The sequence below is a fragment of the Brevundimonas aurantiaca genome (assembly GCF_014199955.1).
GTDB classification, from domain to species: Bacteria; Pseudomonadota; Alphaproteobacteria; order Caulobacterales; family Caulobacteraceae; genus Brevundimonas; species Brevundimonas aurantiaca.
In genome coordinates, this window is the sequence record NZ_JACHOQ010000001.1 from 109,239 (window position 1) to 123,431 (window position 14,193).

Annotated in this window: 15 protein-coding genes and 2 tRNA genes; 7 read left to right on the forward strand and 10 right to left on the reverse strand. The window is 66.8% G+C overall.

The window, feature by feature from the left end:
* The first annotated feature begins 7 nt into the window (after positions 1-7).
* The gene (locus GGQ93_RS00480; protein ID WP_183214790.1) at positions 8-793 is read left to right on the forward strand and encodes a DsbA family protein; all 786 of its coding nucleotides are present in this window, start codon (positions 8-10) and stop codon (positions 791-793) included.
* Between the two features lie 44 nt (positions 794-837).
* On the opposite strand, the gene GGQ93_RS00485 is transcribed toward GGQ93_RS00480, so the two are convergent.
* From GGQ93_RS00485 to GGQ93_RS00505, 5 genes are all read right to left on the reverse strand, one after another.
* Positions 838-1,449: a hypothetical protein gene (locus GGQ93_RS00485; RefSeq protein ID WP_183214791.1), complete on the reverse strand. Its 612-nt coding sequence runs from the start codon at positions 1,447-1,449 to the stop codon at positions 838-840.
* Positions 1,395-2,858, reverse strand: coding sequence for a DUF3857 domain-containing transglutaminase family protein (locus tag GGQ93_RS00490; protein WP_183214792.1), 1,464 nt, complete (start codon positions 2,856-2,858; stop codon positions 1,395-1,397). The genes GGQ93_RS00485 and GGQ93_RS00490 overlap by 55 nt, the downstream gene beginning before the upstream one ends.
* A 104-nt stretch (positions 2,859-2,962) precedes the next feature.
* Positions 2,963-4,153 (reverse strand): elongation factor Tu, encoded by a 1,191-nt coding sequence (gene tuf / locus GGQ93_RS00495; RefSeq protein WP_183214793.1) that lies wholly within the window; start codon positions 4,151-4,153, stop codon positions 2,963-2,965.
* A gap of 52 nt (positions 4,154-4,205) precedes the next feature.
* Positions 4,206-4,279, reverse strand: a tRNA-Gly gene (locus GGQ93_RS00500).
* 78 nt (positions 4,280-4,357) lie between these two features.
* Positions 4,358-4,441: transfer RNA gene (locus GGQ93_RS00505), tRNA-Tyr, on the reverse strand.
* A gap of 148 nt (positions 4,442-4,589) precedes the next feature.
* Here GGQ93_RS00505 and rlmB point away from each other — a divergent pair.
* The 3 genes from rlmB to GGQ93_RS00520 are packed head-to-tail and all read left to right on the forward strand — an operon-like array spanning position 4,590 to position 6,641.
* A complete protein-coding gene (gene rlmB, locus GGQ93_RS00510) occupies positions 4,590-5,474 on the forward strand; it encodes a 23S rRNA (guanosine(2251)-2'-O)-methyltransferase RlmB (RefSeq protein ID WP_183214794.1) in 885 nt (294 codons plus the stop codon).
* A 31-nt stretch (positions 5,475-5,505) separates the two neighbouring features.
* Positions 5,506-6,315: a TerC family protein gene (locus GGQ93_RS00515; RefSeq protein WP_183214795.1), complete on the forward strand. Its 810-nt coding sequence runs from the start codon at positions 5,506-5,508 to the stop codon at positions 6,313-6,315.
* Positions 6,312-6,641, forward strand: a complete 330-nt coding sequence (locus GGQ93_RS00520; RefSeq protein WP_183214796.1) for a rhodanese-like domain-containing protein — start codon at positions 6,312-6,314, stop codon at positions 6,639-6,641. The genes GGQ93_RS00515 and GGQ93_RS00520 overlap by 4 nt, the downstream gene beginning before the upstream one ends.
* Here GGQ93_RS00520 and GGQ93_RS16515 read toward each other — a convergent pair.
* Positions 6,638-6,937, reverse strand: a complete 300-nt coding sequence (locus GGQ93_RS16515) for a carboxymuconolactone decarboxylase family protein (protein WP_224764412.1) — start codon at positions 6,935-6,937, stop codon at positions 6,638-6,640. The genes GGQ93_RS00520 and GGQ93_RS16515 overlap by 4 nt on opposite strands.
* Positions 6,938-7,045: 108 nt before the next feature.
* On the opposite strand from GGQ93_RS16515, the gene GGQ93_RS00530 reads away from it, so the two are divergent.
* Positions 7,046-7,360: an ArsR/SmtB family transcription factor gene (locus tag GGQ93_RS00530; RefSeq protein ID WP_152950662.1), complete on the forward strand. Its 315-nt coding sequence runs from the start codon at positions 7,046-7,048 to the stop codon at positions 7,358-7,360.
* Between the two features lie 10 nt (positions 7,361-7,370).
* Here the strand turns inward: GGQ93_RS00530 and metG are convergent, their stop codons facing one another.
* The 3 genes from metG to GGQ93_RS00545 form a co-directional block, all read right to left on the reverse strand.
* Positions 7,371-9,071: a methionine--tRNA ligase gene (metG, locus tag GGQ93_RS00535; protein WP_183214797.1), complete on the reverse strand. Its 1,701-nt coding sequence runs from the start codon at positions 9,069-9,071 to the stop codon at positions 7,371-7,373.
* A gap of 54 nt (positions 9,072-9,125) precedes the next feature.
* Positions 9,126-10,472, reverse strand: coding sequence for an MATE family efflux transporter (locus GGQ93_RS00540; protein WP_183214798.1), 1,347 nt, complete (start codon positions 10,470-10,472; stop codon positions 9,126-9,128).
* A 62-nt stretch (positions 10,473-10,534) separates the two neighbouring features.
* On the reverse strand, positions 10,535-10,933 hold the full coding sequence (locus GGQ93_RS00545) for a DUF1489 family protein (RefSeq protein WP_183214799.1): 399 nt from the start codon (positions 10,931-10,933) through the stop codon (positions 10,535-10,537).
* Between the two features lie 106 nt (positions 10,934-11,039).
* Between GGQ93_RS00545 and GGQ93_RS00550 the strand changes: the two genes are divergently transcribed.
* Positions 11,040-11,330 (forward strand): antibiotic biosynthesis monooxygenase family protein, encoded by a 291-nt coding sequence (locus tag GGQ93_RS00550; protein ID WP_183214800.1) that lies wholly within the window; start codon positions 11,040-11,042, stop codon positions 11,328-11,330.
* A gap of 7 nt (positions 11,331-11,337) precedes the next feature.
* Here the strand turns inward: GGQ93_RS00550 and GGQ93_RS00555 are convergent, their stop codons facing one another.
* Positions 11,338-13,302, reverse strand: coding sequence for an acetyl/propionyl/methylcrotonyl-CoA carboxylase subunit alpha (locus GGQ93_RS00555; protein ID WP_183214801.1), 1,965 nt, complete (start codon positions 13,300-13,302; stop codon positions 11,338-11,340).
* Between the two features lie 99 nt (positions 13,303-13,401).
* On the opposite strand from GGQ93_RS00555, the gene GGQ93_RS00560 reads away from it, so the two are divergent.
* A complete protein-coding gene (locus tag GGQ93_RS00560; protein WP_183214802.1) occupies positions 13,402-14,013 on the forward strand; it encodes a TIGR02466 family protein in 612 nt (203 codons plus the stop codon).
* The last annotated feature ends 180 nt before the right edge of the window (positions 14,014-14,193 follow it).

A 14,193-nucleotide genomic window follows, 5' to 3' on the forward strand; every position in this document is an offset into this window, starting at 1 on the left:
AGACTTCATGACCCACGACGCCCCCGCGCCCGAGACACCCGCCGCTCCGCCCGCCCCGGCCCGCCGGATGAACGGGGCCGTCGCCGGCTATGTCGCCCTGGGGGTGTCGGTGGTCGCCCTGGGCCTGGCCGCCGCGCCCTATCTCGGCGGCGGGTCCAGCGATGTCCGCGCCTATCTCCTGGAACATCCCGAAGTCCTGCAGGAAGCCAGCCTCGCCTTGCAGGCCAAGGAGGGGCAGGCCCGGGTCGATGAAACCAACCAGGCCGCCGCCGCCAACGCCGCGCTTCTGGCCCCCGACCGCCGCGACCCCGCCTTCGGTCCGGCCGACGCCAAGGTCACGGTGATCGAATTCTTCGACTTCCGCTGCCCCGGCTGCAAGGCGGTGGCGCCCCAGTACCGCGCCCTGATGGCCGCGCATCCGGACGTCCGGTTCGTCTTCAAGGATTGGCCGATCCTGGACCGGGGAGAGGACATAACCTCGCAATACGCCGCCCGCGCCGCCCTGGCCGCCCATCAGCAGGGCAAGTATCTCGAGGTCTATGACGCCCTGATGACCGAGCGGGCCCTGACGCCAGAGGCCATCGACCGCATCCTGGTCGAACACGGCGTCGATCTGGCCCGCGCCAAGGCGACCTTGGCCGCACCTGACACCACCCGCCACATCGCCGACATCCACACCACGGCCGCCGCCCTGAAGCTTCAAGGCACCCCGACCTTCTTCGTCAACGGCAAGGCCGCCGCCAGCATCGACCCGGCCGAAATCGCCCGCATGATCGAGGCGGCGAAGCGATGAGGTTCAGGGCGCCAGCGGGCTGAAGCCCGACAGCACGCCGCGGATCAGGCGGCCTGCAGCAGCAAGCGCAGGGCGCCGAAGGCGAAAACCAGCCCAAGCACCAACAACCAGCTTTTCCAGCCCGTCGCGCCCGTCGACGGGCTCTTCAGCTTTCCGGACCTGTTGGTGGCGAGGTCGAAGCTGACGCCGTTGGACGCCCGCATTTTCTGCAAGAAGGCGAAGTAGTCCTGAACCGCCTCGACCGGAACAATGCGGCGTTCGACATCGACTTCGATGAGATGTCGCCCCTTGTATTCATCCAGCCATCTGAACTCGCTGACGCCGTGCACGCCTGGCCCCTCGAAACGCAGCCGCCACGGCGTGATCTGTGGTTTTATGGGGAAGACGAAGAGGCGTTCCGTCCTGACGATGCGCGGCGATCCCAGATCGATGGGCTGGTCGCGGCGGGGACGGTACTGGGTCTTCAAGGTCTCTCCGACCACGTCGTCGCGGGACTCGAAACGGACGCCCTTGTCGCCCCCTTCATTGACCGCATAGGGCCTGTGAACCCGATAATGCTCAAGGACCTCCAGCCGGTTGGCTGCGGGATCGTCGCTCCAGATCAGCGGCTCCAGCTCCGATAGCTCGCCATAGGCCGACTCCAGCCCTTCGCGCATCCGCAGGCTGACGCCGTCAGCCCCTCGTTCTCACGCCAGCGACGCATGTCGTCGGCGCGCCAGTCTCGATAGACGGTCCTGAGCTTGAGCTCGGCCGGATCAGTGGCCTTGTGACCGAAGGTCCAGTGCTCCGTGGTCTCGCAGATCATTTTTCGTGCCGCTTCCGGAATCTTCTCCAACTCCGCATCTTCGGCCAGCGGCAGGCCGACCTTGTAGGGCGGGCGCGTCAGATGGGAGAGGCTTCCGAACTGCGGCGAACAGGTCGGGTCGAACCACCAGGCCTGTCCGTCGACCTCCACCCGCACGATACAGTGGTCGAAGGCCGTTGCATGGGGCAGCGCCTCGGCCAGCCCCTCGCGCAACTGCGTATTCACCAGGGCGGGACAAGCCTTGAAGCCCAGCCGCGTGAGAATGGCGACGAGAAGACGAGACGCGTCCTTGCAGTCGCCATACCGGCTGTCCCAGATGTCCCTGATGGTGCGTGGACGAAAACCGCCCGCGCCCACGCCGATCGAATGATACCGCAACAGGCGCTGGACATATCTCAGCGCCTCCGCGACGCGCCCCTCAGCCGTGTGGGGTGCGGCGGCCATTTCGGCGACCGCGTCTTCCAGGCCCGCCGGCAGAACGTCCGTCGCATAGGCCTCGCGAAACAGGTCGGAGACGTCCGACCAGGTCATGCTGTCGGCGATGTGGACCTCGGCGTGGCCGACAAAGGATGCGGGCGTATCCGCGTCATAGATGTAGACCGGCGCGTCGATCATGCGCCAGCGCAGTTGGCGCACCCCGTCCTCGACCGTGTCCTCGACCGGCGGAACCGCGCCCCGGGTCTGCATCGCGAGGCGCCGGTCCTCGGGAGCGCGAAGGCGGCAATCCGTCTCGATCGCAGGCGACGACCACTGTAGGCGGAAGTGCTGACTTAGGCGTCCTGCCAGGGCTGGATTGGCCCCGACGATGCTGAAGGCTGTTTCGACGACATCGCCGATGCGCACATCGGGAATGATCATGTGCGCCGTCAAACGACCGTCGTACATGGCCCGTTCGAGGTTCAACTCCCGCCGCAGCAGTTCAAACGCCGCCGGACTGGCGGCCTCCCGGCGCACTCCATCCCGCAAGACACTGGCGGTATGGACGACTAGATGTTCGTGAGCGGGATCAAACGTAATCTCGAAGCTGGCGCAGGTCTGAAGGCCGTCGCCGCCGGTCACCTTCTGCACCAGGCGGGAGCTATAGACGGGAACAGGTCCGCATACGTCCACCAGGGTCTCAGACAGGATGTAGCAGACGCCCCTCTTGCTCAGCGCAAACGGATCCCGATCGCCCAGGTCGATCGCACGCTGCGGAAACGTCTGTGGCGGCGGGGCGAACCTCAGCCGCGCGGTCTTATAGTCCTCGTCTCCGTAAGCCATTGGATCTCCCCCAGGCTTCACCGTAGAGCAACGGGACCGAAAGCAAAACGGCCCCCGGATTTCTCCGGGGGCCGCTGAGGTCTTCGGGTCGTTTGGACCGTCGATTACTCGACGATCTTGGCCACGACGCCGGCGCCGACAGTGCGGCCGCCTTCACGGATGGCGAAGCGCAGGCCCTGGTCCATGGCGATCGGGGTGATCAGTTCGACGTTCAGCTCGGCGTTGTCGCCGGGCATGATCATCTCGACGCCTTCCTTCAGCTTCACGATGCCGGTCACGTCGGTCGTGCGGAAGTAGAACTGCGGACGATAGTTGGTGAAGAACGGGGTGTGACGGCCGCCCTCTTCCTTGGTCAGGATGTAGGCCTCGGCCACGAACTTGGTGTGCGGGGTGATCGAACCCGGCTTGCACAGAACCTGACCGCGCTCGACGTCTTCACGCTTGGTGCCGCGCAGCAGAACGCCGACGTTGTCGCCCGCCTGGCCCTGATCCAGCAGCTTGCGGAACATTTCGACGCCCGTGCAGGTCGTCTTCTGGACCGGACGGATGCCGACGATCTCGACTTCTTCACCAACCTTGATCACGCCCTTTTCGACGCGGCCGGTCACCACGGTGCCGCGGCCCGAGATCGAGAAGACGTCTTCAACCGGCATCAGGAACGGCAGGTCCACCGGACGCTCAGGCTGCGGGATGTAGCTGTCGACCGTCTCCATCAGCGCCAGGATGCGCTGTTCGCCGATCTCCGGGTTCACGCCGTCGGTCGCGGCCTTGGCCGAACCCTTGGTGATCGGGATTTCGTCGCCCGGGAACTGGTACGAGCTCAGGAGCTCGCGCACTTCCATCTCGACCAGCTCCAGCAGCTCTTCGTCGTCGACCAGGTCGACCTTGTTCATGAAGACCACCAGGGCCGGCACGCCCACCTGACGGGCCAGCAGGATGTGCTCGCGCGTCTGCGGCATCGGGCCGTCAGCGGCCGAAACCACCAGGATCGCGCCGTCCATCTGGGCCGCGCCGGTGATCATGTTCTTCACATAGTCGGCGTGGCCGGGGCAGTCGACGTGCGCATAGTGACGGTTCGCCGTCTCATATTCCACGTGCGCCGTGTTGATCGTGATGCCGCGCGCCTTCTCTTCCGGCGCAGCGTCGATGTCGGCGTAGTTCATCGCCTTGGCGCCGCCGGCCTTCGCCAGCGTCATCGTGATCGCCGCCGTCAGCGTCGTCTTGCCGTGGTCAACGTGACCAATCGTGCCGATGTTGCAGTGCGGCTTCGTGCGTTCGAACTTTTCCTTGGCCATGGCCAAACTCCTGATGGCCCGGGTTGAGGGGCGCGATGCTGATCTAAAAACCTGGAGCGGGTAGACGGGATCGAACCGACATCCTCAGCTTGGAAGGCTGCTGCACTACCATTGTGCTATACCCGCGCGGAGACTGCGGAAGTTCCGGGGAACGCCGCAGCCGATTCCTCTCCGTCGTCCTGATCCGTCGTGTTCGAAGGCGCGTGGTGGGGGAAGAAGGACTCGAACCTTCGAAGCTTACGCAGGGGATTTACAGTCCCCCCCCTTTGCCGCTCGGGACATTCCCCCAACGCGCCTTGTCGAACCGCCGGACCCCTCGTTCCGCCCATAATCAAGCGGGACGAAACAAAAGCCTTCGGCATGTCGCCTCCTCTGCGATAGAGGGGGCGCCCAGACCCGAAAGCCCTTGGGGCTCCAAATCGGAGGGCGTCTTATAGTGTCGTCGAAATCAGAACGCAACGACCGTAGAAGCGGTAAAAAGCCAATCCCAGCAAACCCATCTTCCGGCCCGCGGGAAAGGGGCCAAAAGCCTGTCACAAAAGGCTTTTCCGGCCGAGAGGATGCCAGCCGAACCCCGCGTTCGCCCGATCGCGGCAAGGCGGACGCCGATAATTTTCTGTGGGGCCGTCACCCCGTCCTCGCCGCCCTGGCGAATCCGGCGCGGCGCGGCATGGGCCGGTTGCTGGCCACGCCCGAGCGCGCCGCCGAAATCGAGGAGGGCCGATTGGCGCATGGCCACAAGATCGAAGTGGTCGAGGGTCAGATCCTGACCCGCATGCTGCCGCCCGGCGCCGTCCATCAGGGTCTGGCCTTCAAGGTCCAGCCGCTGGAAGGGGTGTCGCTGGACGATCTGGCCGATCCGGCCCAGGGGGTCATCGTCATGCTGGACCAGTTGACCGATCCGCAGAACGTCGGCGCCGTCTTCCGCTCGGCCCTGGCTTTTGGGGCGCGAGGAATCGTCGTTCAGGATCGCCATGCGCCCGCCCTGGCCGGCGCCCTGGCCAAGGCGGCGGTCGGCGCCACCGAACGCCTGCCCCATGCGCGAGTGACCAATCTGTCGCGCGCCCTGGAAAGACTGGCGGATCTGGGCTGGCGCGCGGTCGGCCTGGACGGTTCGGCCGAGCAGACGCTGGAAGAGGCGCTGGACGCCCAGCCGACGGTCCTGGTCATGGGTTCCGAAGGCGACGGCATCCGTCGTCTGGTGGCCGAACATTGCGACGTCCTGGCCAAGATCCCCATGCCGGGCGGATTCGAGAGCCTGAACGTCTCCAATGCGGCGGCCGTGGCGCTTTATGAGGCTGCGCGCGCGCAACGCGGCTGACAGACGGCGCGGGCGAGGTTAAGGAGCCGCCATGGAAATCCTCTCTTCTCCCGAACTCGCCAGCCAAGCGACCGCGCTGGGCCAGGTTCTGCTGATGGATCTGGTCCTGGCCGGCGACAACGCCGTCGCCGTCGGCTTGGCCGCCGCCGCCCTGCCCCAGGAACAGCGCAAGAAGGCCATTCTGATCGGCCTGGCCGCCGCCGTGGTCATGCGCATCGGCTTCGCCCTGATCACCGTGCAGCTGCTGGCCCTGGTCGGGCTGCTGCTGGCGGGCGGTCTTCTGCTGCTTTGGGTCTGTTGGAAGATGTGGCGAGAACTGCAGGAGCAGCGCACCCACGATCAGGCCGAGGCGGAAAAGGAGCTGGAGCTCGCCCTGAGCATCGAGCACGGCACCGGCCCCTCGCCCGAAGAGCTGGGCGTCAAGCGCAAGTCCTTCGGCGCCGCCCTGCTCCAGATCATGATCGCCGACATCACCATGTCGCTGGACAATGTGCTGGCCGTCGCCGGCGCCGCCCACGAACACCCTTGGATCATGGTCTTCGGCCTGATCCTGTCCATCGCCCTGATGGGTGTGGCGGCGACCTATATCGCCCGCCTGCTGCACCGCTTCCGCTGGATCGGCTATTTCGGTCTGGTCGTGGTTCTGTACGTCGCCCTGCATATGATCTGGGACGGCGCGCGTCAGGTGGTGGTCCGCACCGGCCATATGGATGAGTTCAACGCCTCGGCGCCGGCCTTCATCGAGATAAGTCCCGAGGAAGCGGCCAAACACATGGGCCAAAAGCGGATTGAGGACAGTTCCGCCCCTGCGCCCGCCGCCCCGACTGCGCCCGCCGCATGACGGTCGCGACGGTCGATGTCGAAACCGCCGCCGCCTGGCTGCAAGCGGGCGAAGCCGTGCTGATCGACGTGCGCGAGGCGGACGAGTTCGCCGCCGCCCACGTCGAGGGCGCGATCCTGGCCCCGCTCAGCGCCATGCCCGCAGCCTGGCAGGCGCTGGACCTTCCGGCCGACCGCAAGATCGTGGTCATGTGCCTGAAGGGCGGTCGCAGCCATCAGGTCTGCGCCTTCATCGGCCCGACCGGGCCGGAGGGTCAGCCGCTGTTCAACCTGACCGGTGGGATCCAGGCCTGGTACGCCGCCGGTCTGCCGATCATCGAGGGTTAGTCGGCCTCGGCGAACTGGTCGTAGGCGCGCAGGGCGTCGGCGGCGTACATCAGGGCCGGGCCGCCGCCCATATAGACCGTCATGGCCATGACTTCGGCGATCTCGTCGCGCGTCGCGCCCAAATCCTTCAGCGCCTTGGCATGAAAGCCGATACAGCCGTCGCACCGCTGGGACACGCCGATCGCCAGGGCGATCAGCTCTTTGGTCTTCTTGTCCAGGGCGCCGTCGGCGGTCGCCGGCCAGTTCCGAAAAGGCCTGCATCGGCCCCGGCTGCGCCCGGCGCAGTTCGCCGATATAGGCCGAGATGTCGCGTGTCAGCGCCGTATAGTCCTTGGCCATAACGGCCTCCTTTTCAATTTCGATATTTATGATATGATCGAAATATGAAATGTAAAGACCTACCGATGACCGCTGTCTTCGACGGCCTTCCGGCCCGAGCGGATCAGGCGGCGGCGTTTCTGAAGGGGCTGGCCAGTCCGCACCGGCTGCTGATCCTGTGCGCCCTGGCCCAGGGAGAGCGCAACGTCTCCACCCTGATCGCCGAGACCGGCATGGCCCCTACATCCATGTCCCAGCATCTGGCCAAGCTGAAGGACGAGGGGGTGATCGACGTTCGCCGCGACCACCGCACCCTGACCTATTTCATCGTCCATCCGGCGGCGGTTCAGGTCATGGACGTGCTGCACGCCCATTTCTGCGGGAGCCTGCAGGCGGACTGAGGCGGTCGCCCTACTCCGCCCCGCCGAAGCGTTCGGACCATTCCGCGACCTGGGCGTCTTCGATCTTGGCGAACAGCACGCCCTGAGCCTCGACCTTGCCGCCGACCGGCAGACGGTTCAGCAAGTCCTCGTCCGCTGCGGGCCAGCTGAGATCGGTCGAACCGACCGAGGCGGCGATCTTCTCAGCCGAAAAGGGCAGGATCGGCGCCGCCAGCCGGGCGAACAAGGCCACCAGATTCAGGCCGGTGCGCACGCCCACCGCCGCCCTGTCGCGATCGGTCTTCAGAGCGGTCCAGGGGGCCGCGACCTGCAGATATTCGTTGCCCAGCACCCAGGCGGCGCGGACGGCGACGGCGGCCTTGCGGAACTCCATCGCCTCGAACTGTTCGGTCGCCTCGGCCACGGCGGCCCGGATGTCGGCCTCCAGCTTAATCTCGACCGGTCCCGCCTCGCCGCCCTCGGGCACCACGCCGTCGAACTTCGACTCGGCGAACTTGACGATCCGGTTGACGAAATTCCCTAGTACATCGGCCAGGTCCTTGTTGGTCGAGGCCTGGAAATCCTCCCAGGTGAAGGCCGAATCGGCGTGCTCCGGCCCATAGGCCGTCAGGCGCCAGCGCCAGTAGTCGGCCGGCAGCAGCTCCAGCGCCTGGTCCATGAAGACGCCGCGCTTCTGGCTGGTCGAGAACTTGCCGCCGTACCAGTTCAGCCAGTTGAAGGCCTTCAGCTGATCCACCGTCTTCCACGGCTCGCCCGAGCCGATGATGGTGGCGGGGAAACTGACAGTGTGGAAGGCGACGTTGTCCTTGCCCATGAACTGAACATAGCGGACGTCTTCCGCCCCCTCGTCCAGCCGCCACCAGTCGCGCCAGGTCCGGCCCGTCGCCTCGGCCCATTCCTCGGTCGCGGCGATATATTCGATGGGGGCGTCGAACCAGACGTAGAAGACCTTGTCCTCCATGCCCGGGCGGGGAAAGCCGTCCTTGGTCACCGGCACGCCCCAGGCCAGGTCGCGGGTGATGCCCCGGTCGATCAGCCCCTCGTCCAGATGCTTGTAGGCGATGGACTTGGCCAGCGTCTGCCAGCCGGTCTTGCCGTCGACCCAGGCGCGGATCTGGGGCTCGATTTTGGTCTGAAGCAGATAAAGGTGGCGGGTGTCGCGCACCTCCAGATTCCGAGAGCCCGACACCGACGAATAGGGGTCGATCAGGTCGGTCGGGTCCAGCAGCCGGCCGCAGTTGTCGCACTGGTCGCCGCGCGCGCCGACATGGCCGCAGTGGGGGCAGGTGCCCTCGACATAGCGGTCGGGCAGGAAACGGGCGTCGTCGATCGAATAGATCATCCGATCCACCCGCTCCTCGATCAGGCCGTTCTTCTCCAGGGCCTCGGCGAAATGCTGGGTCAGGCGATGGTTCTGCGGGTTGGACGACCGGCCGAACCAGTCATAGCTGAGGCCGAAGGCCTGGCCGGCGGCCTTTTGGATCTCGTGCTGCTCGTCGCAATAGGTGCGGACGTCCTGACCGGCGGCGGCGGCGGCCAGCTCGGCCGGGGTGCCGTGCTCGTCGGTGGCGCAGATATAGAGGACCTCATGGCCTTGAGCCCGCTTGAACCGCGCCCAGACGTCGGCCGGCAACATGGAGCCCGCCAGATTCCCCAGGTGCTTGATGCCGTTGATGTAGGGCAGCGCCGAGGTGATGAGGATGCGGGCCATGATCGTCCAGGAGTTCGGGGAAGCGCAGGGATATAGAGCGGCGGCGCGGTTTCCTCAAACGCCTTGCGGCAGACGGCGCGCAATACGGATGAATCGCCCCGTCAACAGGGTCGAGGAGGCAAGGCTGGCGATGACCACCGCCCACACCAAGCCGTTCACGCCCATTTGGTGCGCGAGGACCCAGCCCAGCGGCATCATCACAGCCCCATAGGCGGTGAAATGCAGGATGGTCGGCCACCAGACGTCGCCCGCCGCGCGGTTCGCCTGGGCGGCCACCACCTGGATTCCGTCCGCGACGAAGAAGAGGGTCGCCAGCACCAGGGCCGGGGCGGCGATGGCCAGGAGCGCCGGATCGCGGTTATAGGCGCCGACGATTAGATGGGCGCTGGGCCAGACCGCCAGGGCGACGACGAAGGTCAGGGCCGTGACGACGCCCAGGCCGACCAGACCGGCGCGCAACACCCCTCGCCCGTCGCCGGCGCCATAGCTGCGTCCCACCAGCACCGCCGTCGCCGAGGACAGCCCCATGGGCAGCATGAAGACAATGGCCGACACGTTCAGCACCACGGCCCAGGCCGCCGTCTCGGCCGCGCCGATCTGGCCGGCGAAGAAGGTGAAACCGGAAAAGGCTCCGACCTCGATAAAATAGGAGGCGCCGGCGCCCAGGCCGACCTTGACCTGTTCCCGCGCAGCCTGGGGATCGCGTTCGGGCTTGTCGAATACACCCAGGGCGCGCGCCTCGGGCAGGCGCAGAATATAAACCACCAGAAAGAGCGCCAGGGCCGCCCGCGCCCCGAAGGTCGCCCAGGCCGAGGCGAAGGCGCCGTTGAAGCCGATCCCCAAAAGATCCGGCACCAACAGCAGGTTCAGCGTCAGATTGACCCCATTGGCGACCCACATGGCGACCATGCCGGGCTTGGGCCGCCCCAGGGCTTCCAGGAAGAATTGGCCCGTCACCGAGATCAGATAAAAGGGCATGGACAAGGCGAAGACGATCAGGGCGGGGCTCGCCCCCTCGGCCAGACCGTCTTCCAGGCCCATCTTGCCGAGTCCCCAGGGTCCGACCACGATCAGGGCGATCATGGAGACCACGCCGATCTGCAAAGAATAGGTCAGGCCCCGGCGCAGCACCGAGCCGACCGCGTGCCGCCGTCCCTCGCCCAGCATCCGCGCGGTCATCACCTGAACGCCCAGCATCAGACCGACCGCCGTCGTCACCACGATGGACGTCGGCGCCCAGGCCAGAGAGTGGAAGGCCAGTTCGCGGCTTGAGAAATTGCCGACGACAATGGCGTCGGTCAGACCCATGGTCATGATGCCGATCCGCGCCAGGATCACCGGCCAGGCCAGGTTCAGCAGGTCGTGGAAGGCGGTGCGGGTCTGGGAGCTGAGCGCGATCATCGGACGCGGCACAGGCCATGCGGGATCGTCGGGGTCAACTCCCAAAAACTCTGAGGTCTTGGCTACCAGGCGCCCAGTTCACGCAGTTGACGGACCAGCTCCTCCGGCGCCTCGCCGGCGTCCAACGTGTCCAGATCAGGCGGGACGTCCTTGGGCTCGAAATAGCGCCAGCCCTGGAAGGGCCGCCGCGCCAGGGGCGCCGTGCGGATCACCCGAGGCTCCAGCATGATCTCGCACCGGCTCTGCTTGCCCTCGCCCAGGGTCGTGATGTCCAGAACCGGCTGGCGACAGACGATCACGCCCTTCACCACCCAGTACAGCGACCCGCCGTCCTCGATTTCCGAAGCGCGCTTGGGCGTCATTCGGGTGTGGACCACCAGAGGTCCGCCCTTGGCGGCGCGGCGTTCCAGCCATTCGACGTCGGGCACCCCGACGCCCAGCTTGATCATGTGAAGCGGCATGGCGACCACGTAATCTCCCTTAAGGGCCTTCGCCAGTTTCTCTTTACGGTCGGACCTTAGGGTGCGGTCCGTGCCTTCTTCTCATTCACGGCGCAACGGAACGACCATGTACGGATTGATTACGCGCCTGACGGCGCATCCCGGCCGCCGCGACGAACTGGCGCTTCTGCTGACCGATCCGGCCGTGAAGAAACACGGATGCCATTCCTACATCGTCGCCCACGACCTGACCGACGCGGAAACCCTGTGGGTGACGGAGGTCTGGGTCGATCAGCCCACCCACCAGTCCTGGAGCCGGGATCTGCGCGCCAGCGGCGCCTGGCGAGCCGTCTACGGCCTGATGGCCAAGATGGATGAGTCCATCCTGACCCGCCCCCTGGGCGGAATCGGGTTTTGATCCCCGATCAGTCCGGCGCCTTGACCACCGCCAGAACCGCCGCCTCCCCCACCTGATCGCCGACGCTCGCGACGCTTTCGACAACCCCGTCGAAGGGCGCCGTCAGGGCATGCTCCATCTTCATCGCCTCCAGCACCACGACCGGCTGCCCCTTGGTCACGGCATCGCCCGCCTTGACCGGGGCGGCGACGACCTTGCCCGGCATGGGGGCGCGAAGAGAGCCGTCAGACACCGCCCCGGCTGCGGCGCTCGTCGCGGCGCGGTACGGCGTGACGCGGCGCGCCTCTCCGTCCACGAACAGGACGAAGCCGTCCTCGACCGCCTGATAGCCGAACAGGCGATCGCCGGCCTGAACCTGATCAAAGCCGATCTGGGCGGTCAGGCCTTCGGCGCTGCGCCAGCCGGTTTCGACCGGGGCGACCGGGCCTGAGACGGCCTCGCCGTCCAGACGGGCCCAGACGGTGGTTTGGGGCGAGGTGTTCAGTCGAAGACCGTAGGAGAGGCCCGGCTGTCCGCCCCAGGGGTTGAACCGGTCGGACCCGACCGGCTCGACCTCGGTCGCCGCCTCCGCGACCAGGGTTAGGGCGGCCAGAACCGCCTCCGGCGCGTCGGCGGGCTGCAAGGCCGCCTCCTCCGCCGCGATGAACCCCGTATCCACATCCCCCGCCACGAAGCGCGGATGGTCAAGGCAGCGTTTCAGAAAGCCCGCATTGGTCTTGACCGGCCAGACCTCGACCTCGCCCGCCGCCTCGGCCAGCCGCGCCGCCGCCGCCTCGCGGGTGTCCTCATGGACGATCAGCTTGGCGATCATCGGGTCGTAGAACTGGCTGACCTCGCCGCCCTGTTCCACGCCGGTGTCGACCCGAATTCCTTCGGGCATGACGAAATGGTCCAGACGGCCGATCGACGGCAGGAAGCCGGTCGCCGGATCCTCGGCATAGAGGCGGGCCTCCATGGCCCAGCCGTTCAGGCGGATCTGATCCTGCTTCAGCGGCAGGGGCTCGCCGGCCGCCACCCGGAACTGCCATTCGACCAGGTCGACGCCGGTCACGCTCTCGGTCACCGGATGTTCGACCTGAAGCCGGGTGTTCATCTCCATGAACCAGACGCCGTCCGCCTTCAGCCCGTCCGAGGCGTCGGCGATGAATTCGATCGTCCCGGCTCCGACATAGTTGACGGCCTTGGCCGCCTTGATCGCCGCATCCGTCACGGCGGCGCGCACGGCCTCGCTCATGCCCGGCGCCGGCGCCTCTTCGATCACCTTCTGGTGGCGGCGCTGGAGAGAGCAGTCCCGCTCGTACAGGTGGACGACCTCGCCGTGCCGATCCCCGAACACCTGCACCTCGATATGGCGCGGGCGGGTGATGTAGCGTTCGATCAGCACCCGGTCGTCGCCGAAGGCGGCCGCCGCCTCGCGCCGGGCGCTGGCCAGGCCGGCGGCGAAGTCGGCCGGATCATCGACCCGTTTCATCCCCTTGCCGCCGCCGCCCGCCACGGCCTTGATCAGCACGGGATAGCCGATCCGCGCCGCCTCGGCCGTCAAGGTTGCTTGCGACTGGTCCGCGCCCTGATAGCCGGGCGTCACCGGCACCCCGGCCTGGATCATCAATTCCTTGGCCGCGTCCTTCAGCCCCATGGCCCGGATCGAGGCCGGGTCCGGCCCGATCCAGATCAGGCCGGCCGCCGCCACCGCCTCGGCGAAGTCGGCGTTTTCGCTCAGGAAGCCATAGCCGGGATGGATCGCCTCCGCCCCCGTCGCCTTGGCTGCCGCCAGCACCTTGGCCCCGTCCAGGTAGCTCTCGCGTGCCGCCGCCGGGCCGATCAGCACCGCCTCGTCCGCCGCCCGCAGATGCAGGGCGTCGGCATCGGCCTCGGAATAGACGGCGATGGTGCGAATCCCCATCCGCTGGGCGGTGCGGAAGACGCGACAGGCGATTTCGCCGCGATTGGCGACAAGGACGGACTTGAACATGCCCCGGTCTTAGCCGGATCGTGCGCCCCTGCCCAGCGCTTCTCCCCGGCTGCGACGGCGAGGCCTTGCGCCCCGCGCCAGACCGGCTATCCCGGCCCCATGTCCCTGCGCCCCCTCTTCGTCACCCAGGTCTATGAAGCCTCCCTCGCCGAGGGACGCGGCTGGCCCGCCTTCAACGCCCAGCTGATCGAGGTGGTCCGGATGATGGCCGAAGAAGACGCCGCCGGCCGCCGCTGGTGCCGCGACAACGCCTATCGCGGCTACACCTCCTACGCCTCTCTCAACGACCTGCCCCAGCGCTTCCCCGAGTTCGCCGAGCTGAAACGCCATCTGGACCGCCACGCCCTGGCCTATGCCCAGGCGCTGAACTTCGACCTGGCCCGGAAGCCGCGTCTGGACAATCTGTGGGTCAATATATTGAAGCCCGGCGGCGGCCACACCAGCCATATCCACCCCCACGCCTTCCTGTCCGGCACCGTCTATATCGACGTGCCCGACGGCGCCTCCTCGCTGAAGCTGGAAGACCCCCGCCTGCCCTTCATGATGGCCCGCCCCGGCGTCACCGACGCCGCCCCCGAGGCCGAACGCCCCTTCGTCTATCTGCGGCCCCAGGCCGGGACGGTGCTGATGTGGGAAAGCTGGCTGCGCCACGAGGTGCCGACCAACCAGGCCAAGTCCGACCGGATTTCGATCAGCTTCAACTACGCCTGAGGGAGCGGCCCGGAGGCGACACAAATCTTCCCCCGCCTGCGGGGGAAGTGTCAGGCCGTGGCGCGCAGCGACACGCCTGACGATGGGGGAAGTCTTCCTTTTTGGCGACACTTCCCCCTCCGACCCTGGTCCGCTACGCGGACGCCGGGCCACCTCCCCCGCAAGCGGGAGAGGGTCTTT